Source organism: candidate division TA06 bacterium, from assembly GCA_004376575.1.
Taxonomy (GTDB): Bacteria; Hydrothermota; DG-26; order E44-bin18; family E44-bin18; genus E44-bin18.
On the sequence record SOJN01000101.1, the window covers coordinates 1 to 22,630 of the forward strand.

Sequence of the window (22,630 nt, forward strand, 5' to 3'; positions counted from 1 at the left end):
ACTGTCACGGCGTGGCGCTGGTCCCAGTTGAGCGGATACTCTCTCAAGGGCAGCGGTTTCCCCTGATAGTCATAGTCATATCCCTGCCTGTCAGAGGAGCTTTTTCCCATTGCCCAGGCGAGCGTATAGCTTGCACTGCCAGCGACGTAGTTGCTGTATCTTTTGTCCACAGAAATCTCAATGCCCCTGGTGTTACCGTAATCCTTGTTCACGAAGATCTGGTATGTGAGAGGCGGCACCCCTCCCTGTTCTGTGTCCACCAGCCCTCTGACATCCTTGAAGAAACCTGTTAGGTCAATGGCCAGCTTGTCCGTAAACGCATGCTTCACACCCAACTCGTAGGCAACAGTCTGCTCGGCAGATATGTTGGGGTTCCCGTAAAGTCTTATGGCAGAACCGAACTGTGTCGTGTCCGAATAAAGATACTGAAACTCAGGTATCTGCGAGAAGTGTCCGTATGAGAAGTACAGAAGGTCCTTTTCTGTAATGGGATATGCAATACCGAGCCTGGGACTGATCTTTCCCTCAATGGCTGTCTCCCCAACCTCCCAGCCGAATATCCTTATCTTCCTTGGTTCCCTGAGCTCGCCAACCTGAGCACCTGGGCCCCAGAAGTCGAGTCTCAAACCGCCATTTATCACCATACCCTCAGTCTCAACCTTGTCCTGAAGATAGACCGCGCCGGTAAGCGGCGTCCTGAAATAAAAGTCCCTGAACACCCCGATATTCGGCCACTCCCCTGGCACCGGCTCCCTATCCACATCCTGCCACCATCCGTACTGTATCTCCTTGTGGTTTATCTCGTGGTAGTTCAGCTCAAATCCGCCCTTCAGGAGATGATTCTGTCCTCTCTGGGTTGTAACGTCTGCTTTCAACGTGTAGATGTCAGTCCTTCTCTTGTGCCATTGTGTCCACTGATCATATCCCCAGTCAATGAAGCCGTCGCCGGTCTTCTCATCTCTGACGCCATTCTTGTTATAGTCATAGAATGGCTCATCCCCCCCGTCATATTGGCCGTTACCTTCACTCCCGTCGGCGTCATTCGTGTTTGGAAGACCGTCTGTGCCATAGTCATCGAAGGGCTCATCTCCGTCCCATTGCCCATTTCCATCCCAGTCTCTAAATGGCTCTCCCAAATCATAGTGGCCGTTCTTTGCTGGGAGATCAGTGAATGGCTCTCCCCACTGCCAGAAGCCGTCGCCGTCCAAATCAACAAAAGGCTCTCCGAAATCGTAAAGTCCGTTGTATATGTCCTGATCTACGAACGGCTCATCCCGTCCATCCAGTCCACCTGAATAGCCCATGTTTATGTCCAGCGGGTCGTCACTGGTGCCATGTCGGGTTCCTGTGTAGTGGACTATTTCATTCGGCAGGTGTCCACCGGGCAAAACCTCGCGGCCGGTCGAAAACTTGCTCAAATTGGCAGTATAAAACGTGTTGCCCGTCAGGGTATGATTCCAGGCCAGGCTTGCCTGATAGCTTTCTTCCCTCACCTTGTAGCAGTTTTCAGGTACGTATCTCCACTTCCACCCAAACCCGTCTCTCTTCACCCAGGAACCCCTGAAACCGAAAGTCAGTTTCTTCTGGTTCTTCTGCTCTGAAAGGTTCCATGTGAGTTTGCTGTTTGCAGTATAATAGTTCTGCTGTCTGTCGCTAAGCTCTATCCCACCCATCTCAAAAACAGGCCTCCGAACATTGTACGGATAGTAAGTATCTGTCCATTCACCTGTTCCCGAAACAAAGTACGAGACCTGCCCGGGGACGCGAACACCAAGCGCGGGCAGGAGATATCGCGTAATAGGTTCGGGCCCACCCATGCTCATTTCCGTGTAGTCCAGGCTGGTGGGTTGCTGCATGTCGTTGAAAGCCTGATAGCCGAGGTTGTCTGTCTTGTAAAGCACCCTTCCCGTCGTCCTTTGGCTGCCTTCTCTTGTCACGAGATTAATGACACCGGATTGGGCATTTCCGAACTCTGCGCTCCACCCGCCAACTATGATTGCCATCTCCTCCACTGCGTTGCTCCCCACCCTCATCCCGAAACCGCCCCCGACCAGAGGATCCTTGATGGACATCCCATCAACCAGGTAGAGAACCTCTCCTCCGCGGCCGCCCCTTATGTGCATCTCTCCCCTATCCGGATCGGTGACAGCACTCGTCTCTGTCAAAAGGGCTTCCTGCGGAGTCTGAACCGGCATGACGGCAAGATCTTCACCCGAGATCACTTCTTTGCTCTGGGTTACATCTCTGGGAATAATCCTTTCTCCTATGACCTTGATTTCCTTTAACTGATAGGCCTCTTGCGAGAGTTCTACGTTCACAGTGGCCGTCTGGTCGACTATGACCCGCACCTCGGTCGCCTCGAATTCGGCATAGCCCATCATCCTTGCCACCACTTTGTAAGTACCGGGCGGCACGTTAAGAATGTGGTAGTACCCAGAAGCGTCAGAAACAGCTCCCGTCTTGATATCGGGAACCCAGACATTCACAAATGGCAGAGCCTGGCCCGTCGAGGCGTCGAGCACTCTCCCCGCAATCTTCCCCGTCTCGCCGCCATGTACAACGGAAGGAATCAACAGGAACGCCAGAAACCCAATGAAAATGAATCTCTTCATGCTAAACACCTCCTGAAATACACTAGTCAGGGCCAAAGATCTTCACCACTCCATTGCCCCTGTCACAAACATATATCTTTCTATCACTCGTAACCCACAATCCAGCAGGGGAGTTGAACTGCTCACTGCCAGAACCGGTATCCCCCCACTTTCCGACAAAAGAACCGGCGGAGGTGAATTCGGCAATGTGGCAGTCGGCAGTGGCAGTATCACCAAGCTGAGACACAAAGATATTGCCGGAAGGACCAACAGCAATACCCCAGGGACGATACACCGAGGCTTCGATTGTCTTGGTCGGATCGACATTCAGGTTCTGGTCATACATCTTTATGTACGAACGTATCCAGTAATAAGGCGGGGACGGAGAGCCTTGATCGACGGTCACCCATAAATTGCCGGCTCCGTCGAAGGTGATGCCGCGGGCTTGCCGGGGATCGGTCGTCACCTCCACCTGGCCTGTAGAAAGGTCTCTCTTTCTGACTCCTACGTTACCACAGGCTGCATAAATGTAATCTCCTTCCACCACGAAGCTTGTCGGTGGATACATATTATTATTGGAACCCGATATTGAGCTGAAGCTCGTATCATAGCCCGCAGGGCCAGGAGTGCTGAATCTGTGGACTTTATCCACGCCACTGTCCAGCACATAAATCATTCCGCCGTCCAAATAAACGTCCATGGGCGTGGTGAAACTGAGGGTGTCGTCCTTGTATGTGGTATCTCCGGTCAATGTATCTACTATCGTGTCGACCTTAATTCCTGCAAACGAAAAACTGCTCCAGTTAACACCGTCGTAGTTCCACACATTGTTGTCTCCAGCATCAGCCACCCACACGTCGCCTGAACCCTCAACAAAGATACCCATAGGTTCTGTCAATACTCCCGTGCCTAACACCTCAAGCAGCTTGTAACTTCCTACTGGAATCGCGATGGAGCTGTCGGCTGAACCATCTGTCCCATCCTCGACCTTAATATCGATCACAAAAATACCCGAGTTATCTGGTGCCTTCCAGACTATCGGGTTCCCGGTATCTGTTTCAGTTGAAAACGTAGTGTCGGTGTAAAGCTTGCCAGCCTGACATGTCCACGTGTATGACAGTGTGTTCTGGTCCGGGTCAGTAGCGAAGCACTCCAGAGTGGTAGCGCCGCCTTTACTTACATTCGACGGGGTAGCGCTTAAACCCCTGATGTAGGGATTGTGAACCTCAGGCTCGACCAACTCCTTCTTACACCCGAGCAGAGACAGGACAAGAATGACAGGTAATATGAGAAATGCCTTGTTTTTCATACCTCTAACCTCTCTTTCCTAGCGGCTTTTCCCCATAAATACTATAGTAACAAAAAAGCAAAGTGTCAACACCTAATTTGGCCTGAAAAAGACTCATAAGCCCTTTGAGAACTTGCGCTTTTGCCGAAATCGTTCCATCGGGAGGATTCGTACTTCAAGAGCAGCTCCTCCCTTCTCGCCAGTTCGAATTCGTTCAGAGTATCCGCTCTCATGGCGCAACCAAATGAGTTCTGGATTGCCCCCCTAACCTCTTCATAACTCACCCGCTTTACAAGGAGCGAGGAAAGACCCGCAGGCGTCTTCGAACCTCTTCCAAACAGTCTCTCGAAATCGTATTCAGGTTCCACCAGGACAATTGAACCCTGTTGAAGAAATGCGCCGGACTGTCTCACTTGCGCACCGCCAGCAATCTTCTCTCTGCCAAACCTCAACTCATGGGTGACAGTCGAGTCAAAACAGGAGGCTGATTTCTCGTATTTCCCCCCTGGATTGGATTCAGCCGAAACATCCGCGCCCAGATCTTTGAACGCATGGACGAGCCTCTCCGATATCTTTCGATAGGTCTCAATTGTGCTGCCTCCAAAGAGCAAATCATCTGTGCCGGCGACAACTGAATATGTGAGGTCACCGTTGTGAACGACAGCCCTCCCGCCGGTAGGCCTTCTCACCACTGAAAGACCGTAGTGCACAGCTTTTGACAGGAGTTGATCCGAGGGCTTCTGAAATCTCCCGATCGTTATCGCAGAGGGGGAGAACGAGTAAAACCGAAGAGTCGGTGGTGAAACACCGTTTATGAATCCAACTAGAATGGCTTCATCGGTAGCCATGTTCAGACTCGCCGTCTGCGGCCCGCTGTCTATCACTCTAAAACCCGGTTTCATTTGGCAAGCCCTCTCAAGAAAGGGATAGTAGGCAACCACTGAAACAGCAGGAAATGCATTCTGCCGATGAGCAGAGAGAAACGGGCCATCACAGTGTAACCAAAGGAAGCCCCGAATGCTACCATCAGAAACCAGATGCCAACTCTCGCGGCCCCGCCAAGAACTCCCTTGTGTTCCTTTGAGAAGAAAAAGTATATGAGGCCGGTGAGCACCCCAACCACTAACAGGATGTTATTGATGCTGTTAAGCCTCAGGGTCATTGTGGCGTGAACCTGAGCAAGGGCATTTGTCTGAAGGTAGGTGATGAGAAAGTATCCGGCTCCCATTCCTATTATGAATGCCAGAGGCCAGCGGCTTATCCACCCAATCTTCGGAGCCAGCCTCAGAAGCATCATGACTCCCAGCACTGCCGGGATTATGTAGAGGAAATGCCCCTGCCTCAACGGGTCGTACAGATTGGGTAAGACTACGTTATGATAATAATAGGAAAACCAGTAGCCAGCAGAAACGCCCACGAATAGGTGTTCGGCAAACTTATAGAAAGGGTTATCCCTGTAAAGAAAGCTGAATATGCACAGGGTTAGCAATGCCGCAACCCAGACTCCAGCAATCTGTCCCATCAGGAAACCTCTTCCTTCTTACCTCGTCTGGCCCTTTCCACGAAGAAGGTTATGTTTCCGATAATGATGAATATTACTATGACCACGTGAGCAACAGATTGTGCATCCATGCCTGCAGTACCCAGATCCTTTCTCTTGATGAGGGTTTCGTATTCCGCGGCCCCCTTCATGCCACCCATGAGGCCTACCAGTTGTCCTGCCTGAAGATAGGCAAAATACTGCGGGGCGCTGACCGCGGTGCATCCACCCCCCACCTTCTTCCCAAATCTCCCCTGGGCTATCATCACCCAGGCCGGGATTCCGGGATCTCCTGCGGATAGATCTATCACCATTGCGATGTCGTCGTAGTTCCTGACACCCTTCATCAGGGGGATGTCCCCGATGGGCGTCCCATAGGCATCCTCAGGGAAAGCTTCCTCTAAACTTCTTCCCAGGGCCTGCATGACGACTATCCCGCCGGCCTTGAATCCCAGGTTGACATAGTCTTCGCCGTAGACCTTGCCCGCCTCCTCAGTGGTGACCGCCAGAGCCCTTTCTGCAAAAGGTACACCTTCTGGCCAGAGCCCCATGATGATGGGCTTCACCCCTCTTCTGAAGAGGTGCCTGAGTATTGCCATCGACATGGGATATATCTCAGGGTATGTGGAAGCGCCGAAGTCAAAGGAGATGAGCACCTTCGAACCCGAGGGGAGATTCTCCAACTCATCGTACAGGTTCCTGACTGAAGGACTCACCTTTATGGGGAACCCAACCGGTATGAGCAAAGGTACGATTATAGCCAGCGCTATGATAGTGAAGATGATCCTTCTGTCTATGTTTCTAATCTTCTCGACTAAAGACATGGTCAATCACCCGCCAAATATGTCCTTTCTATTCCAAGAAGGAGCCGGAGAGACGTGGAAACGACTCCCAACGATATCCCGATAAGTATCGCCCTTTGACCCGCAGTGTTCGGAACATTCATTATCCAGTTTGCTATCGCAGGAAATCCGGACCACACCATATCCCCAATTGGCACCCTCCCTATCATCACCAGTATTCCTGCTACCAATAGAAGAGCAGCCTCAATGTTTCTGGCTCTAAACGCCCTGTACGACGCAGAGGCGACGAAGAACGCCAGAAGTGAGAACATCGTCGAACTCATAGGCACATGCATGTTCCACCACATCCAGTAGAACGCGGTGCCTGGCTTTATTCCCCTGAAAATTCCAAACAGAGCCATTGCTGCCAGGCCTGCCAGCAGGACGAAGCTGTATCCAAATCCCTGTTTTCTCTTTCTTATTTTTATGGTGTGGAGTTTTATCAGGTTCCCCACGCCGAGAATCATTGCAAAGGCTGCCACCACCATGTACCAGGTATTCAGCATTTGCTGGAGACCGCCAAAAGGCTCGTGGGGGATGAAATACCCCAGGATCATTGCGAGGCCAGCGAGAAACGTGATGATCAGGGGTATTTGTCTTTTCATTATCATCTGGTCACCAGATATTTTGCGAGGAAAGTTATGCCCATAGTCTCCAGTATGACTCCAGCTCCAATAAAGAACATGAAAATAACCTTGCCCCAGTCCTGCCCTTTGAGGCTTCCCATAAGAAGCGGTTCTTTCGAAAGATAGGCACTTGCCGCAAAAAGTTCTTCTCCTATGAGTGTATAGTCACATGCGGCAACGAAGAAAGGAAGCTGGGCGGGCATAGCCGTGCCAGCAATCTGAATCGCGCCCACAGAATGTCCAGTTTCTGCCAGTATGAGAGACTCGGCGTAGAAGGCTCCAAGAAAGAATACTGTCGCTGGTTTCTCCCTTATCATTATCCCATCCACCCCTGCCGCGTAGCCGAACTGATCGTCCGTGAGGTAGTGTATGTTGTCAGCGTTGTAGGCATCCGGCCTTCCTACCGCCGAATAGGATTCCTTCACCACCTCCTGGGCGGTCGTCATGACCAGAGACTTTGAGACTGGCACGTGCAGTGTAACATCGTATTCTGCGGTCTTTTTTGCAACCCTGCCCAGAATAATCATACTGGCAATCGTCTGTATGTTGTCCATGTCCATGATGCCCGGGATGTAGAGGACAGACCTTCCCATTTCTGTAGCTCTACCTATCGCATCTTCCACAGCATCCAAACCACTGATTTTTCTGATAAACAGTTCCTTCCCAATTTTCGCATTGTATATGAACCAGAGGACGAAGCCGCTGAATAATATCAACGCGATAAGCATGTTCAGTCTATTCCTATTAAACCACTGCGGCGAGGAGCGGACCCCGTCGGTCGGACCGGATTCAGCATATCTATCGCCCGCCACAGCCCGGACCCTGTAGAAATAGAATTCTCTGTCAGACACGGCTGTGTCAATAAACCTGATCGTTCCCTTTGAGACTGAGCCGACCACCGAATATTCGCCATCGGCTGTAGCGCTCCTCAAGACCTCATAAGAGTCAATCTCTGAATCATCAGGAGAAATGTCCCAGTTCAGGGTTATGGATCCCCCACGATCGTTCGGGGTATCAGCGGCTCTCACGCTCTCCGGTGGGAGCAGATGCGGAAGCAGCCCCTCACTTGCTTCGAGCTCCTGTGAGAAAGCCGAAGCCGGGGACAGGACAAGAAGAAAAAAGCATGAGACGGCTAGAATTGCCAGGCGCATATCACCGAAACCCCTGATTCTCTTTCGACAGCACAAATCGAGAAAGCATGCTAGCACAACGTTTTTGTGATGTCCAGCACCAAATCAATAGAAAAAACCTGCCTTGCAGCCAAGAGCCAGGCAGGACACCTTCCACAAGTTCCTAGTCTTTGAAGATCAATCTATTATTCCCAGCCAGTCGTGCAGGAGAAACTGCATCCTCCCGATCAAAAGAGAAATACGCGCCATAACCGTGTAGCCGAAAGATGCGCCAAAGGCGACCATTATGAACCATATCCCGACTCCGGCTACCTTTCCGAAGACTCCTTTCTGTTCCTTGGAGAAGTAGAAATAGAGCAGGGTGGTCACAACACCTATCAACGCTATTGCATTGCTTATGTTGAGAACTGTCAGCATGGAGCCCTGAAGCTGCCTGAATATGTAGCTCTGGAAGTTAACCGGAACCGCTATCCCGGCAGATGCTCCCATCACAAACGCGATGGGCCATCTAACAAGCCACGAATGCTTCTTGGTGAAGAGAGAAAATACAAGTACGCCCAAAATCATGGGCAGGATGACCCAGTACTCGTGTCTTACGGCAAGCGGCGTCCATATTTTTGGTATGACAGAGTTGTACCATATAACGGCCATTGACCACCCGACTGAGACGCCTACGAATAGATATTCGGCAAATCTATACAAGGGGTTGTCCTTATAGAGAAAGGAATATATGCAGAGCGTCAGCGCTGCCGCGATCCAGACCCATAAACTCGTGGAAATCTGCATTTACTCGCTTCTCTTTCTGACTCTAGTTATGAAATATCCCACGTTCCCGAGCACAATGAGGACTATTATGAGAAGATGGGCTATGGACTGACTTCCCATCCCGATGGTTGCCCTCTTCCTGGCCTGTCGAACGCCCATCTGATCATTCAACTTCTCGTATTCGGCAGCGCCCTTCAGCCCCCCTAGCATCCCTACGAACTGCCCGGTCTGAAGCCAGGGATAGTATTGGGCCGCACTAACCGCGGTTGTACCTACGCCTACCTGCTGCTGGTATCGGGCACCTGCGTAGAGTACCCAGAGTATGGGGATAGAGCTGCCAGACAGGTCCACAACCAGAGGAATGTCCTCGTAGTTTCTTACATTTGCAAGCAGGGGAAGGCTGTCCAGATCAACTCCGTAGTAGTCTCTCTCAAATGTGCGCTTGATATCTTCGCCCATGGATAATACGACCGCCCCCACACCGGGAACATAGCCTAAGAACGCATAGTCAACTCCACTCACAACATCGAATTCCTCAGAGACCTCTTCCAAGGCAAGCTGGGCCATGCCTACCCCCTGTGGGTACAGTCCCCCGTATAGTATGACCCTTATCTTCTTGGCAAAACAGTTTCTCAGTATGGCTGTGGCCATGGGCAAAAGCTCAGGTTCAGTTGATGGGTCGAAATCAAACGAAAGTAATAGAGGTTTACCCTCAGGTTCTATTGCATTGATCGCATCAAAAAGATTCTGCACCGGGGGGGTAACGCGTGTGGGCATTGACATCCCGGCCACCAGCGGAAGAAGAACGGAAAGCCCTATCATCAGGAACACCCATCTTCTGTCCATTTTCAGAAATCTATCCCAGAATCCCACGTTAGTCTCCTCCGCCTAGATATCCTCTCTCAATCCCCATCACAATCTTCAGAGCTGTTGATATCATCCCTAAGCCCACCCCAAGCAGAATACCTCTTTGCGCAGCCATGTTCGGGTATTCCATTATCCACTCCACAATCTCGGGCATCTTCGGGTGCACCAAAGCACCTATGGGAACCCTTCCCAGCATTACCACAAGAGCTGCCAGTAGAAGGAGCGCCGCCTCAAGAGTCCTGGCCTTGAACGCCCTGAATGCCGCAGAGGCTATGAAGAAGGCAAGCAGGGAGAACATGGTGGCCTGAAGCGGAACAAGTATGTTGTTGAATATCAACTGGTGAGGAGTCCTTTCGCCTATGCCGAATCCTATCCCAAGAGCCGCAGCAACAATCCACCCCGCGAAAGTGATAAAGCTGTAAGGCCAGTGCGGTATCTTTCTTTTTATTCTGTTGATATGAAAATATGCAAGGCTGCGCCAGGCATAAACAAGCATGAATACGCTGACGATAATCATAGAATCGAGGACTGCCCTATAGAACCTGATGGAGAAAGGATGAGGAATAAAGAACTGAACCATCATCGCGACTCCAATTACCAACGCTAGTGTGAGCGGTCCTCTTCTCTTCATGGTCCCTACACGTTGAAAAGATTACGGATACTTGCGAAGCCCGGAAGCTTCAAAATTCCAAAAACAGTCCCCACGATTATGAAGAACAGTATCACAACCTTACCCCAGTCCTGAGCCTTCAGAGAACCGAGCAGCTTGGGCTCTCTGGAAAGGTAGGCGCTGGCAGCATAGAGTTCCTCTCCAATAATAGTATAATCACAGGCGGTCACAAAGAATGGCAGTTGGGAAACAGCGTCAGTTCCCGCGATTTGAATCGCACCAGTGCTGGCACCGGTCTCTGCCAGAATGAGAGACTCGGCAAAGAACATTCCCAGAAAAAGGTTTGTTGCGGGCTTTTCCCTTACCATAATCCCATCAACTGCCGCAGTATAGGCAAACTGGCTCGTAGTTATGAAGAAGACACTGTCTTCCCTGAAGGCGTCCGGCCTTCCAGCCTCGAGGTAGGCGCCCTTCACCACCTCACGGGTTACCGTGGCCACGATAGGGTTCCTGTTTGGGACGATGATAGTCGTCTCGTATTCAGCAACCTTCTTGGCCACAGGACCTAGAATATTTATTGCGGCGATCGTGGCAACATCACTCATGGAGGAAAGGCCTGGCACAAAAAGAATAGGCTTCCCCATTTCCGTGGCCCGACCCACTGCCTCGTCAATCGCATCTAAGCCAGCTATCCTCCTTATGAAAAGCTTCTTCCCCTTTCTGGCAGACCCAACATAATATAGTATTAAAAAGACGAATATCACTATGGCGATAAGTGCGTTCAATCTTCCGAGGTGGAACAGCTGAGGTCTGGAAAAAGCGACGGGGGAAGGCGTTGAGAATTCAGAATCTCCGTACTCTCTGCTTTTGCTGATAACCCTGTAGTAGTATGGATTGCCGTCCTCTACGCCCTCGGTATCTTCAAACTCTTCTGTACCTGCAACCGTATAACCTATGTATTCATAGTTTTCAGCATCAGGAGAACGGTAGATTCCATACCCGCTTACCTTCCCCCCCTCAGCGTCATCCGCGGAAAGTTGCCAGTGGACAGTTATCGAGCCGCCACCGTCGCTGGGTGTGTCTCTGGCTGTCACTTGTGTGGGGGGTGCTGGAGGTCCGGGGACAGCGATCTCCTGGGAACTTGAAGGAACTACCGAGACCATTATAACACCAATGAGGAATGCAGCGCTGAGCAGACTGACTAAAATCATAAACCCTTTCTTAAGGCGCCATCCTGATGTGATTCCCAAGGATACTGAAATCTATCACAATGGGACAATAGCAGTCAAGAAAAAAACGATATATGCCCATCCCGCCCCAAGGTGTCAGACCTGCCATGGTTCCTCGCGTTGTCTCCTGCGCGCGGCGGGATTCTCTGGATCTTGTGCCCATTTCAGAGGATTTTCCTGTATGTACTTTCTGATACGATTCAATTCATCTTCATTGCGGATGACATGCTCATAGTAGTTACGTTGCCACAGGGAGATCCCCCGCTTGCCCCGTTCTTCGTTGGTACGCTTTGTGGTGCTCGACTTAAAAACACGGACAATTGCGCCAATCGTCTGCGATGGGGAACGAAATGGCGTTTGGTTCTTTGTAGGGGCGTAAGGCTATACGCCCCTACAAATGCCTGTAATGATCATAATTCCATGGATATGATTGGGCATCACCACATACATGTCCAGAAGGACGTTAGGTCGCAGGACCGGGGTCTGCAACCACCCGTGTTCCGCGATCTCTCCCAATGTTGTCAACTGTATTTGCTCGTCTACGACCTCGCCGAACAAACACTCCTGACCCCGTACACAGACTGTCACAGAATAGGCACCGGCCTGGCTGTAGTCATATCCCTTGAGGCGAATGGAACGACGACGGTGCTTTTCAGGATCGAACCTTATCTGGCGCCTCCACAAGAATCAAGGCTTGGAAATGACCCTTTACACGTTAAACAGATTGCTGAGGAAGTCGCTCTTGAAGAAGAGGGAAAGGATTGTGCCCGCCAGCATGAAGAAGAGAAGTATCACCTTTCCCCAGTCCTGAGCCTTGAGTGAACCGAGGAGTTTGGGCTCTCTCGAAAGATAGGCGCTCGCTGCGTAGAGTTCTTCTCCTATAATAGTATAGTCACACGCAGTAACAAAAAATGGAAGCTGAGAGACTGCGTCAGTCCCCGCTATCTGGACCGCACCGGTCATTGCACCAGTTTCGGCGAGTATCAAAGACTCAGCATAGAACATGCCAAGAAAGAGATTTGTCGCAGGTTTTTCTCTTATCATGATCCCATCAACTGCCGCAGTATAGGCAAACTGGCTGGTGGTGACGAAGAAGACACTTTCTTCTTTGTATGCATCTGGCCTTCCGGCCTCCATGTATGACCCCTTCACCACCTCACGGGTTACAGTAGCAACAATTGGGTCTGCATTCGGCACTATGATGCCGGTGTCGTATTGGGCAATCTTCTTGGCGATAGGGCCAAGAATATTTATGGCAGCTATGGTGGCAACATCACTCATTGTCGATATGCCTGGCACGAAAAGAACGGGTTTACCCATCTCTGTGGCGCGACCGACAGCTTCATCAATAGCATCCAGGCCAGCTATCTTCCTTATGTAAAGCTCCTTTCCCTTCTTTGCGGAACGGACATAATATAATATTAAGGATACGAACACTACTATGGCAATCAGCGTGTTCAGCCTTCCAAGGTGAAATAGTTGAGTCCTGGAAAGAGCAGCAGATGAGGCTTCTGAAAACTCTGAATCACCGTAGTCTCTGCTCTTCGCAACAACCTTGTAGTAGTACGGCTTGTTGTCCTCTACACTTTCTGCATCTTCAAACTCATTTGTGCCGGCAACCACATGACCGGTGTATTCGTAATTGTCACCGTCTGAGGAGCGGTACATTGCGTACCCGCTGACCTTGCCACCCGCGAAATCGTCTTGCGAGAGGTCCCACTGGATGGTTATCGAATGACCGCCGTCATTTGGAGTATCTCTAGCTGTTACTCCTGAGGGGGGAAGTGGAGGACCTGGAGTAGCAAGTTCTTGTGCTCCGCAACTGTAAACCGCCAAAAAAAGCACTACAAGAGGTAGTAAGTATCTAAAGGCTCGCATATTCATTTATGGACTTCATATGAGGAGATCTACCCTTCAATAATCTCCACATTCGCTCTAGGCAGAAGCGCCTTTCTGCCGTCAGCAAGTTCCACTTCCAGGACTCTGACCTTTGCCTCCGTCTCTATGTTTTCCAGTTCGCTGGGCAGGCCAGTGACCTTTCCCAGGATGCCGAAGTAGGGCTCCCTTATGACCCTGATGGGGCTGCCTATTACGAGACCCTCAGCGCTTTCCTTGGAACTCACCGCCTTTCCTTCCTTGTGGAGTGGGACAACAATCTCAGGTCGTATCACTCCTGCCCTGATCTGGGTCGCTCCATTCATAGATGCTCTCTGACCCTCGTGAGAAACCAGAAGATTGAATGTCTTATCCGCCATCCTCATTTTGCCGAAGCCCTCGGTTATAATGACAGTTGTTCCGATATCTTCAGAACCGGTGATCGCCACGCCCAGTTCATAACCCAGAAACACTTTCAGATCCTCGTCATCCATGCCTCCGGCCACTATGCCAGCAGCCTTCCTCTTAATAGCCTCTTTCACAGCTCCCGCTGTGACCATCGAACCACCGATAAGAATTCTTCCTGCACACTCCTCAGGTACTTCCTTCTCTGTTAGAACCTCATCTGGGCTGCTTGAAACTTTCATTATTCCGCCCTTTGTTTCTCCCCCTATGCCAAAGATTCCTTGAATGAATGCCGCGTAGGTCTCGACTGCGATGCCTTCTCCTTCGTAAATGTCGACTATCTTGCCATCCACGTACGCATCAACCTGAACAGGGATAGGAGGCTCTCTGAGTATCACCTGTCCTGTGATTTCGGAAATAGACTCAATTGTACAGTCGCAGGGCGCAGGAATCCTGGTCTTTAGAAACCCAAAGAAACCTTTGGTTTCAGCTATTGGCTCTCCTTCCTTGGCGGTGTCCCCTTCAGATTTTAGCATGAACTCAACAATATCTGCGGGTACGCACCCCAGCCGGCCCGCGACGTTTATCGTCTGCACATTGCCTGGAAGCTCTGTCCGTGCCACAATCTGGTCCGCGTTGACAGTATCCCCCACACTGACTATCACCTCTCCCTTAAGCGGAAGTCTTCTCTCCTTCCTGACGACATCAGCTTCTGCGACTTTCAATCCTGGTGTATATGCGTGTGCCACAGCTACTCCCTCTCCTCAAATCCCCGTTCTTCTATCTGCCCCCTTCAGGGTACACATCAAGAGCCTCTTCCCACTCGACCAGCTTTCGGGCTCTCTCATCCTCCTTATCGGAGAAGAGGAGAGGTCTACCTCTAGCATCGATTATGACACCGACCACTCCACCCTCCAACTCCCTTTCAACCTTTCTTCCCTTCCCTTCGCCCACATCAAACCCTCTGACAGGAACAATGGTAGCCATCGCCTTTTCGCCGACTCCAAGCGGAATCAGTCTCATCTCGCCGTACCTAACATCCTCCTCGCTGTTCCCAATCCCAACTTTCACGCACGGACCTCCTGGCCTGCCCTGGCCAACTGGAGCAATACAGGTTCCCAGACGTATCAGACAGTCCTTGTCAAACACCTCTGTCGCGGCCCTCTCGTGAATCGTGGAGAGAACTCCAAGCTGAGGCATCATAAATATTGAATCAACGGCCAATCTGGTCACGCCCTCTGGAAGGAAGCCGTCGATCAACATGAGCGCAGCCTGCTGTCTCCTCGGAGCGTGAGAGAGTACTCCTCCTGAACCCACCAGAATGTCAAGACTTATCATATCTACTAGAGTTACGCCTGTTGCTGTTTGAGCAAAAGCATCAGATATTGTTCTCTGCTGCTGAATGCCTTTTAACCCCACTGCCATCGACTTGTGCTGTTCAAAGGCAAGTCTCAATGCCTCTCTGGCAATGGACTGCTCCATGATCAGTTCTCTCAAGGTCTGGGGAATGGTGGTCGGACGGATCATCTTGTTCCTTATCCTGTTTCTCAGGTCTCCTTCTTCCATGCGAAAAGGAAGCCATCTCATTATGTTCTCAAGGCCAGCTTCGGCAAGAACATTGGACACTGAATAAGACATTCCAAGGTTTGCGCTCACTGTCCTGTTGAAAACGCCACCAAACACACTGAAGACATCTGTGGTGGCACCCCCTATATCCACACCTATGGCGTCAATTCCTTCTTTCTTAGCAATCGTTTCTATGAGAAGCCCAACTGCACCGGGAGTAGGCATTATGGGTACATCAGTCCACGCCATCAACTTCTTGTAGCCTGGAGCATGAGCCATAACATGTTCCATGAATAGATCATGAATCTTCTGCCTCGCGGGAGCAAGATTCTCTCTTTCGAGAGTGGGTCTCAGGTTGTCAACAATGGAAAGGTCTGATTTCTCCTCCAGGGCCTTTTGCACTACATCCCTTGCCTTAATGTTCCCCGCGTAAATGACCGGAAGCTCAAATCCTGTGCCGAACCTTGGCCTCGTATCTGCAGCCCCAATCAAATCGGCCAGTTCCGCTACGTGAGATACCGTACCTCCATCGATGCCTCCGGAGAGGAGTATCATGTCGGGCCTCAGTTTCCTTATCCTGCTCACCCTCTGATGGGGAAGTCTTCCGTCATTTGACGCTATGGTATCCATGACAATGGCTCCTGCACCAAGCGCGGCTCTTGCCGCGGATTCGGCAGTCATGGTCATCACCACTCCTGCCACCATCATCTGTAGGCCGCCACCAGCGCTTGACGTGGAAACATACAGGTCCACCCCTTCTTTTTCACCCTTTCTAGGACTGATTATCTTCTCACCTTCCAGAAGTTTTCTCCCGGCAAGCTCCTCCACCTCTCTCACGGCATTAAGGATTCCTCTCGTTACATCCTCGAATGGCGCCTCAACAGTCGTTGGCGCTTCTCCCCTCACTATCAGCCTGTAAGAATCTCCGGCCTTCTCTATCAGGATAGCCTTGGTAGTGGTGGAGCCGCAGTCAGTTGCCAGTATCGCCTTTATGTCTTCTGGATTCTTCATCTCATCACCCTCTCAGGGATTCGTCACCTTTATCATATCCTTTGTAATGCCCTTAACCTCAAGGGCGAGGCTGTCCACTTTCGTTGCGATAGCAATTATGAAATTGTCGGGGTCGAGATACTTCCTCGCCACCCTCTGGATTTCTTCCAGGGTAAGAGATTTTATCTTCTTGAGATCATCGACCCAGTAGTCACTCTTCAGTCCATAGATCTCCTGGTCAACAAAAAGATTCGCTACCTGTCCATAAGTCTCCTGCCGCCGGGGTAGACTCCCCTCATAGAAGGATTTGGCGTCTTCCAGCTCCTTCTCAGTGACTGGTTCATTTCTTATTCTTTCGATCTCTTCCAGAAGCGAGTTCAAGGCCTGGGAGGTAGAACCTATTTTCGTTTGAAGACCTGCTCTGAAGTATCCGTTGTAAGCGGGACCAGGCACGAAATAGGAGTAGGCAGAATAGGCCAGGCCCTGTCTGACTCTTATGGACTTGACAATCCTGGATACGAATCCGCCGCCGCCTAGAATGTAGTTCATCACCCTTACTGCGTTGTAATCCGGGTCTTTCCTTTTCAGCCCCAGGTGACCAAAGGCAACGTAGGACTGGTTTACGTCCATGTCAACCAGTCTTACGGACTTGCCTTCCGTGGGCTCAGGAACAGGCATCACAGGGACATCAAGAGGTTTCTTCTGCCATGAGCCAAAATATTCCTGAGCAATCTTGATTATTTCTTCTACGCTCAGATCTGCCACTACGATTAGCACAGCGTTGTTCGGTAGGAAAAAAACTCTGTGAAACTTGACCACATCGGCTCTGTTTATGTCCGATACCGTGCCGGCATGCCCTTCAATTGGCTTATGCAAAGGGCTTCCTTCATACACCATATCCCTGAAGGCGTCTGAAACCACAGAAAAAGGTTCTTCTCTGCTTCTCATAATTCCAGAAAGAATCATGCTCCTTGACCTTTCCAGTTCATCGTCTCTGAAGGTCGGAAGCATCACAATTTCTGAGAGGAGTTCCATGGCAAGGTGCGCGTGCTCCACCAGCACGTGCACAGACAGCGGTACCGTCACGTAACCGCACGACACATCCAAGTCCCCTCCGGTAAAGTCTATCTCATCCGCGATCTGAGATGCCGTTCTGTTCTTTGTTCCTTTGTCAAGCAGGCTCGCCGTAAGATTGGCCAGACCTTCTTTTCCTTCCGGATCGTTTGCTGCTCCGGTCCTGACTACAAGATCAGCCTGAAACACAGGGACCTTGCGCCTTTCCACTGCAACGACAGTGAGCCCATTTGCCAGAACTGTCTTCTTGCTGACAAATGTCTGTGTCCGAACACCAGCTCCAGGGAACTGGGTCTGAGGAACTCTGTGAGCGCAAGAGGAAGACAGAAGAACAGCGGTTAAAAGCAGGACCCACAATCTCTTCACTTGTTACCTCCTCATGCCTCCTGGCATCTGTCCCCGCACGCCTCGCATCAGCTTCCCCGGCTCCTTTGGTGCAAGAGGGACAAGTGTAGTAACAGTCCTGTTCTCGGTGGTCAGATACTTGTTTGCAGCATCCATAATCTGTTCCTTGGTGATTGATCTCACCATCTCCGGCAGCCGGTTAATGATGTCGTATGATAAGAGAGCATCATAGTATCCAATAACGAAACCCTGCCACAGGATGGATTCCTGTCCGAAGATAAAAGTACTCAAGTACTGGTTCGCAGCCTTTTTCAGCTCTCTATCCTGAACAGGTTCGACCTTCAATTTCTCCAGAATCTCATATACAGCCTTCTCCGCCTCTTCTGCTGTATGTCCTCCGGACACCATGCAAGTAATGTAGAAAAGCCCCGGGTCGAGCAATTGATAAGGCCACGCGTTCACAGAGGTACATATTTGCTTTTCATAGACCAGCTCTCTGTGCAGTCTTGAGCTTTCTCCTCCAGCCAGAATCTGGGCCAGGACCTCCAAAGGGAGGATATCCGGGTCACCGGCAGCGGGTGTATGCCAGGTAATCGTGACCATGGGAAGGAATGCCTCCCTCCTCACGTTTACCCGGCGCTCCCCCGTTTGTTTCGGCTCCTGGGTCCGCACTTCGGGAGGTTCCGGACCTTTTTTTGTCTTGCCAAAATACTTTCTGGCAAGGCGTATTGCCAAAGCTTCAGTGACATCTCCGGCAATTATCAGTCTCATATTGTTGGGTACATAGTAAGTCCTATAATGGTTGTATGCCTCATCTCTAGTCATTCGTTGGACGTCGCTTATCCAACCGACAACCGGTCTCCCATACGGGTGAGCATGGAAAGACGCGGCTGTGGCCTCGTCAAAAACAGCTTCATGCGGATCGTTCAGGCCGAGTCTCAGCTCCTCAAGTACAACATCTCTTTCAGATAGAAACCCATCGGGTTTGAATGCGGCGTTTGACATAATATCTGCCCAGAGCCGCACAGCCTCTTCTACCCTGGAAGAAGGGACATACGCAAAGTAGCTGGTGAAGTCCCGACCCGTCCCCGCATTTTCTCTCCCGCCGTATCTCTGAATAATCTCTGAAAACTCCGCAGGTTCCATCTGGCTCGTACCCTTGAACATCATATGCTCCACAAGATGGGACACACCAGAAGTACCTGTGGGGTCGTTTCTCGCTCCGACACGTACCCAAACCAGCACAACCGCAAGAGGGGCTGAATGGTCTTCCAGGATTAGAACCTTCATGCCGTTGTCCAGAAAATGCTCCTTTATATCCAACTTTTCTGCACAGAATGAAAGACTCGCTGTCAGTAATGCAGCAACGATGGCCAGACTAGCCGCGCCTCTTCGCACGTTTCTCCCTCCTTCGCTTCTCTCTGTCTTCAGCTTCAAGCCTCTCCATTTCGCATATGAGTTCTTCAACGTTCTTTCTATCCTCCATCATCACTGAGAACTCATTGTACGATCTGAACGGGAAAATTGCCTGGATGACCGGTTGCAAGAAAATCATCGCCTGGCTGCCCACAAAAGAAAGAGGTTTCATGCTCTCCAAGAAGAAGACTGCTGGAGCAGTCAGCCTCCGTTCGACTATCGCCTTGGCCAGCACTCTTATTATTTCCTGCCGCCTTTCTTCAGGTACCTCCTCAGGAGAAACGTACTGGAACTCCTCACCTGTGCCGAATGCACTTTTCAGCCACCGCATCACTTCCACCTCACATCCAGGCTCCTTGCAGCTTTCGCCTCATCAAGCCTCTTCACCGGGGTGGTATGTGGCGCATTTCGAACAAGAGAAGGATTTTCCTCCGCTTCTCTGGCAATAGAAATCATCGCGTCAATGAACTTGTCCAGGCTCTCCCTGGATTCTGTCTCAGTCGGTTCGATCATCAAAGCCTCGTGCACGATGAGTGGGAAGTAGATGGTGGGAGCATGCACCCCGTAATCGAGGAGCCTCTTGCCAATATCTCTGGTCCTGACACCATGTTTGATCTGCCTGTCACCGGAGAGGACAAACTCGTGCATACAGTTTTGCTTGTGGGGAAGGTCATAATACTTCTCGAGCGACCTCATTGCATAGTTTGCATTGATGACAGCATTCTCTGCCACTCTTCTTAACCCCTCTGAGCCGAGCATTTTTATATATGTCCATGCCCTAACTATCACTCCGAAATTTCCGTAGAAGGCGTGGACGTTCCCTATGGAATCTGGCCTGTCGTGGTCAAGAATAAACCTCTCCTCTTTTTTGACTACCGCAGGTACTGGAAGGAACGGTGCGAGACCCTGCAAAACACCGACTCCTCCTCCGCCAGGCCCTCCGCCCCCGTGGGGTGTCGAAAAGGTCTTGTGAAGGTTGAAGTGAACTACGTCCACGCCCACATCACCCGGTCTGAAGATTCCCAGGAGCGCGTTCAGATTGGCTCCATCAAGGTAGATGAGACCGCCCTTTGCGTGAACTATGTGCACTATCTCTTTGATCTCCGTTTCGAACAGGCCAAGAGTGTTCGGATTGGTGAGCATGAGGGCCGCTACCGTCTCATCCATGCTCGCCTTCAGCCCATCTGAGTCGACAAGGCCTTTTTCGTTTGACTTTATCTCAACCGATGTATAGCCAGTAACGGCGGAACTGGCAGGATTGGTGCCGTGGGCAGAGTCAGGGATCAACACTTTGGTTCTGGGGTTGCCCTTCTTCTCATGATAGGCTCTTATCATGAGCATCCCGACCAACTCAGAGTGGGCGCCCGCTGCTGGTTGAAGGCTCATCTCATCCAGCCCGGAAATCTCGCAGAGGCATCTCTGCAATTCCCACATCAACTGGAGTGCACCCTGAGCAGTCTTCTCTGGTTGATATGGATGGAGGCCGGCAAATCCAGGAAGCCTGCACGTGTCTTCATTCACTTTCGGATTGTATTTCATGGTGCAGGAGCCGAGCGGATAGAACCCCTTATCTATATGATAGTTGAGTTGGGAGACGTTCGTGAAATGGCGCACAACATCTACTTCGCTTACTTCAGGCAGAGGTGGTGGAGAAGACCTGAGAAACTTCTCCGGGATGAGTTTCTTCAATCCCATTTCAGGCACGTCCAGGTCTGGAAGCCTGTGCCCCATGCGTCCCGGAGAAGATAATTCTTTAAGCACTTTTTCAGCCAAGCCCACCAACCTCCTGTAAAGACCTACCACTATACCGGCGCCAAACACCGGTGTCAAGGTGAAAACGGGCCACAGAACCCACGTCTTCTGGTGCAATCTATGCATCTAACACAGACCGATGAAGATTCGGGGTTGACGTCGTCCATGATGATGACTAAGGTATATTTATGAAGCGAACACTGGAGGGAACCATGGATAGGTTTAGGTCTGTGCCGATGTGTGCAATTGCGCTTGCCGTTTGTGTGGCAGGCTCTGCATGGGGGGCGATGGCTGACGGAGAAGGCCCGATACCCCGGAATATTCTCCAGAACCCGAAAACTCAGATTAAATCGCACACCTGGGGCAACATGAAGCTTGTAATCAGCAACTGGGGTTTCTTCGGAAACGCGGGAGAGTACGACAAATATGTTTGGTCTTGTGAGTTTCCTGCCAACTCCCATCAGGACTACCTTTATCAGGGAGCCTTGTGGATAGGTGGGGTTGTTGATGACGATACTCTGGTCTCAGTTGGCGCAGACGGATGGAACCGCGAGAACGAAATGTTTCCAGGCGGGACAGACAACGACACCATAATGGAAAGGTCTATCAATCCCGCATCTGCCTATTACTGGGACCCGGCCGACAGCAGCGACCCACTGTTTCTCAAGTACGGCCCGGCCATAAGTGAGCAGGATTTCATTTCAGTTTACACCGATACAATAGGCAACCCCTACGCCCCTCCAGACCACCAGCCTCTGGGGTTAAAGATAACCCAGCAGACATACTGCTGGTCGTACGACTATGCCCAGGATTTCATATTGATGAAATACTGGATCGAGAACATCCGGGGAGATATGAAGACCATAAAGGATGTTTATGTAGGCCTCTACATTGACGCCGACGTTACTCCCGTTACCTCTGACGGTAGCTGCCACTGGGACGCAGCGCAGGACGACCTAACCGGTTTCAGGCTCTGGAGGGATGAGTCCGATACTCTCTGGCCTGACACTACCTGGCTTTATCAGTGGAATGGTCTGGAGTATGATTCGACGTTCGTAGGAAACACGCCGAAGTACCAATCACCTTCAGAGTACATAACTGTAGCCTGGCTTTCAGACGAAGACGGATACCATCCAGAGAACTCGTGCGGCAACACCAATCCAGCGACGTCAGTCACAGGTTCTAGAGTGGTATACCCACCCCCAAGAGAGATATCTTACAACTGGTGGCTTTCAGATCAGGACGATGCCCTTGATTGGGGGCCGCATCACACTGAGGACCCGAACGATGTAGATGGAACACCCATGGGAGATAATGCAAAGTATAGAATAATGAGCAATGGCTACTTCGATCCTGATCAGGTCTGTGATTCTCTCGAATATCCTACTGGAGTCGACAGCATAAACGACACGCGCTACCTTCTCTCCTTCGGCCCCAATGATCTGCCGGCTGGAGACACACTCATAATGATCCTCGCATACGTTGGTGGAGAGCATTTTCATAACGGCAACCAGTGGTGTGAGTGGAGCTTTGAAGACCTGGCCATAAACGCGAGCTGGGCATACAGAGTTTACGACAATCCAGGCACTGACACGGACGGTGATGGATATGCTGGTGATTTTACTATTGTCAGTGGAGAGACCCTGTATATCTCTGGCGACGGTGTGCCAGACTTCGAAGGACCTCCTCCACCGCCTTCTCCGATGTTGACAGTAGAGA

Annotated in this window: 19 protein-coding genes and 1 pseudogene; 1 reads left to right on the forward strand and 19 read right to left on the reverse strand. The window is 50.9% G+C overall.

Translation table 11 applies throughout. The annotated features are described in order from the left end of the window. The 19 genes and pseudogenes from E3J62_08845 to E3J62_08935 all read right to left on the reverse strand — a co-directional run. On the reverse strand, positions 1 to 2,612 hold a 2,612-nt coding region (locus E3J62_08845), incomplete at its 3' end, for a TonB-dependent receptor (GenBank protein ID TET44959.1). Between the two features lie 22 nt (positions 2,613 to 2,634). Beyond that, complete coding sequence (locus E3J62_08850) at positions 2,635 to 3,900, reverse strand: hypothetical protein (protein TET44960.1); 1,266 nt, start codon at positions 3,898 to 3,900, stop codon at positions 2,635 to 2,637. A gap of 65 nt (positions 3,901 to 3,965) precedes the next feature. Continuing rightward, positions 3,966 to 4,781: a hypothetical protein gene (locus tag E3J62_08855; GenBank protein ID TET44961.1), complete on the reverse strand. Its 816-nt coding sequence runs from the start codon at positions 4,779 to 4,781 to the stop codon at positions 3,966 to 3,968. Further along, entirely contained in the window at positions 4,778 to 5,401 is a 624-nt protein-coding gene (locus E3J62_08860; protein ID TET44962.1) for a hypothetical protein, read from the reverse strand. Before E3J62_08860 ends, E3J62_08855 begins: the two co-directional genes overlap by 4 nt. After that, on the reverse strand, positions 5,401 to 6,243 hold the full coding sequence (locus E3J62_08865; protein TET44963.1) for a hypothetical protein: 843 nt from the start codon (positions 6,241 to 6,243) through the stop codon (positions 5,401 to 5,403). Before E3J62_08865 ends, E3J62_08860 begins: the two co-directional genes overlap by 1 nt. Before the next feature lie 2 nt (positions 6,244 to 6,245). Continuing rightward, positions 6,246 to 6,866 (reverse strand): hypothetical protein, encoded by a 621-nt coding sequence (locus E3J62_08870; GenBank protein ID TET44964.1) that lies wholly within the window; start codon positions 6,864 to 6,866, stop codon positions 6,246 to 6,248. A 2-nt stretch (positions 6,867 to 6,868) separates the two neighbouring features. Next, positions 6,869 to 8,038: a fibronectin type III domain-containing protein gene (locus E3J62_08875; protein TET44965.1), complete on the reverse strand. Its 1,170-nt coding sequence runs from the start codon at positions 8,036 to 8,038 to the stop codon at positions 6,869 to 6,871. Positions 8,039 to 8,194: 156 nt separating this feature from the next. Next, positions 8,195 to 8,797: a hypothetical protein gene (locus tag E3J62_08880; GenBank protein ID TET44976.1), complete on the reverse strand. Its 603-nt coding sequence runs from the start codon at positions 8,795 to 8,797 to the stop codon at positions 8,195 to 8,197. A gap of 6 nt (positions 8,798 to 8,803) precedes the next feature. Further along, positions 8,804 to 9,655, reverse strand: coding sequence for a hypothetical protein (locus tag E3J62_08885; protein TET44966.1), 852 nt, complete (start codon positions 9,653 to 9,655; stop codon positions 8,804 to 8,806). Position 9,656: 1 nt separating this feature from the next. Further along, positions 9,657 to 10,280, reverse strand: a complete 624-nt coding sequence (locus E3J62_08890; GenBank protein TET44967.1) for a hypothetical protein — start codon at positions 10,278 to 10,280, stop codon at positions 9,657 to 9,659. Between the two features lie 5 nt (positions 10,281 to 10,285). After that, on the reverse strand, positions 10,286 to 11,470 hold the full coding sequence (locus E3J62_08895; protein TET44968.1) for a hypothetical protein: 1,185 nt from the start codon (positions 11,468 to 11,470) through the stop codon (positions 10,286 to 10,288). Between the two features lie 114 nt (positions 11,471 to 11,584). Beyond that, positions 11,585 to 12,157, reverse strand: a pseudogene (locus E3J62_08900) (transposase). Between the two features lie 39 nt (positions 12,158 to 12,196). Beyond that, on the reverse strand, positions 12,197 to 13,366 hold the full coding sequence (locus tag E3J62_08905; GenBank protein TET44977.1) for a fibronectin type III domain-containing protein: 1,170 nt from the start codon (positions 13,364 to 13,366) through the stop codon (positions 12,197 to 12,199). A 29-nt stretch (positions 13,367 to 13,395) separates the two neighbouring features. Continuing rightward, on the reverse strand, positions 13,396 to 14,517 hold the full coding sequence (locus E3J62_08910; GenBank protein TET44969.1) for a hypothetical protein: 1,122 nt from the start codon (positions 14,515 to 14,517) through the stop codon (positions 13,396 to 13,398). A 31-nt stretch (positions 14,518 to 14,548) separates the two neighbouring features. Continuing rightward, positions 14,549 to 16,345, reverse strand: a complete 1,797-nt coding sequence (locus tag E3J62_08915) for a methylaspartate mutase (GenBank protein TET44970.1) — start codon at positions 16,343 to 16,345, stop codon at positions 14,549 to 14,551. A 12-nt stretch (positions 16,346 to 16,357) separates the two neighbouring features. Beyond that, positions 16,358 to 17,764, reverse strand: coding sequence for an insulinase family protein (locus tag E3J62_08920; GenBank protein ID TET44971.1), 1,407 nt, complete (start codon positions 17,762 to 17,764; stop codon positions 16,358 to 16,360). A gap of 3 nt (positions 17,765 to 17,767) precedes the next feature. Next, positions 17,768 to 19,141, reverse strand: a complete 1,374-nt coding sequence (locus E3J62_08925; GenBank protein ID TET44972.1) for an insulinase family protein — start codon at positions 19,139 to 19,141, stop codon at positions 17,768 to 17,770. After that, positions 19,122 to 19,490, reverse strand: coding sequence for a hypothetical protein (locus E3J62_08930; GenBank protein ID TET44973.1), 369 nt, complete (start codon positions 19,488 to 19,490; stop codon positions 19,122 to 19,124). Before E3J62_08930 ends, E3J62_08925 begins: the two co-directional genes overlap by 20 nt. After that, positions 19,490 to 21,037 carry a glycine dehydrogenase subunit 2 gene (locus E3J62_08935; GenBank protein TET44974.1) on the reverse strand — a complete coding sequence of 516 codons (1,548 nt, stop codon included), beginning with the start codon at positions 21,035 to 21,037 and terminating at the stop codon, positions 19,490 to 19,492. Before E3J62_08935 ends, E3J62_08930 begins: the two co-directional genes overlap by 1 nt. 86 nt (positions 21,038 to 21,123) lie before the next feature. Between E3J62_08935 and E3J62_08940 the strand changes: the two genes are divergently transcribed. Then, on the forward strand, positions 21,124 to 22,630 hold a 1,507-nt coding region (locus E3J62_08940), incomplete at its 3' end, for a hypothetical protein (protein ID TET44975.1).

Excerpts from the sequence above, each read along its gene's own strand:
- E3J62_08850 (TET44960.1), bottom strand. The coding sequence starts at position 3,900 with ATGAAAAACAAGGCATTTCTCATATTACCTGTCATTCTTGTCCTGTCT.
- E3J62_08855 (TET44961.1), bottom strand. The coding sequence starts at position 4,781 with ATGAAACCGGGTTTTAGAGTGATAGACAGCGGGCCGCAGACGGCGAGT.
- E3J62_08860 (TET44962.1), bottom strand. The coding sequence starts at position 5,401 with ATGGGACAGATTGCTGGAGTCTGGGTTGCGGCATTGCTAACCCTGTGC.
- E3J62_08865 (TET44963.1), bottom strand. The coding sequence starts at position 6,243 with ATGTCTTTAGTCGAGAAGATTAGAAACATAGACAGAAGGATCATCTTC.
- E3J62_08870 (TET44964.1), bottom strand. The coding sequence starts at position 6,866 with ATGAAAAGACAAATACCCCTGATCATCACGTTTCTCGCTGGCCTCGCA.
- E3J62_08875 (TET44965.1), bottom strand. The coding sequence starts at position 8,038 with ATGCGCCTGGCAATTCTAGCCGTCTCATGCTTTTTTCTTCTTGTCCTG.
- E3J62_08890 (TET44967.1), bottom strand. The coding sequence starts at position 10,280 with ATGAAGAGAAGAGGACCGCTCACACTAGCGTTGGTAATTGGAGTCGCG.
- E3J62_08895 (TET44968.1), bottom strand. The coding sequence starts at position 11,470 with ATGATTTTAGTCAGTCTGCTCAGCGCTGCATTCCTCATTGGTGTTATA.
- E3J62_08905 (TET44977.1), bottom strand. The coding sequence starts at position 13,366 with ATGCGAGCCTTTAGATACTTACTACCTCTTGTAGTGCTTTTTTTGGCG.
- E3J62_08915 (TET44970.1), bottom strand. The coding sequence starts at position 16,345 with ATGAAGAATCCAGAAGACATAAAGGCGATACTGGCAACTGACTGCGGC.
- E3J62_08930 (TET44973.1), bottom strand. The coding sequence starts at position 19,490 with ATGCGGTGGCTGAAAAGTGCATTCGGCACAGGTGAGGAGTTCCAGTAC.
- E3J62_08935 (TET44974.1), bottom strand. The coding sequence starts at position 21,037 with ATGCATAGATTGCACCAGAAGACGTGGGTTCTGTGGCCCGTTTTCACC.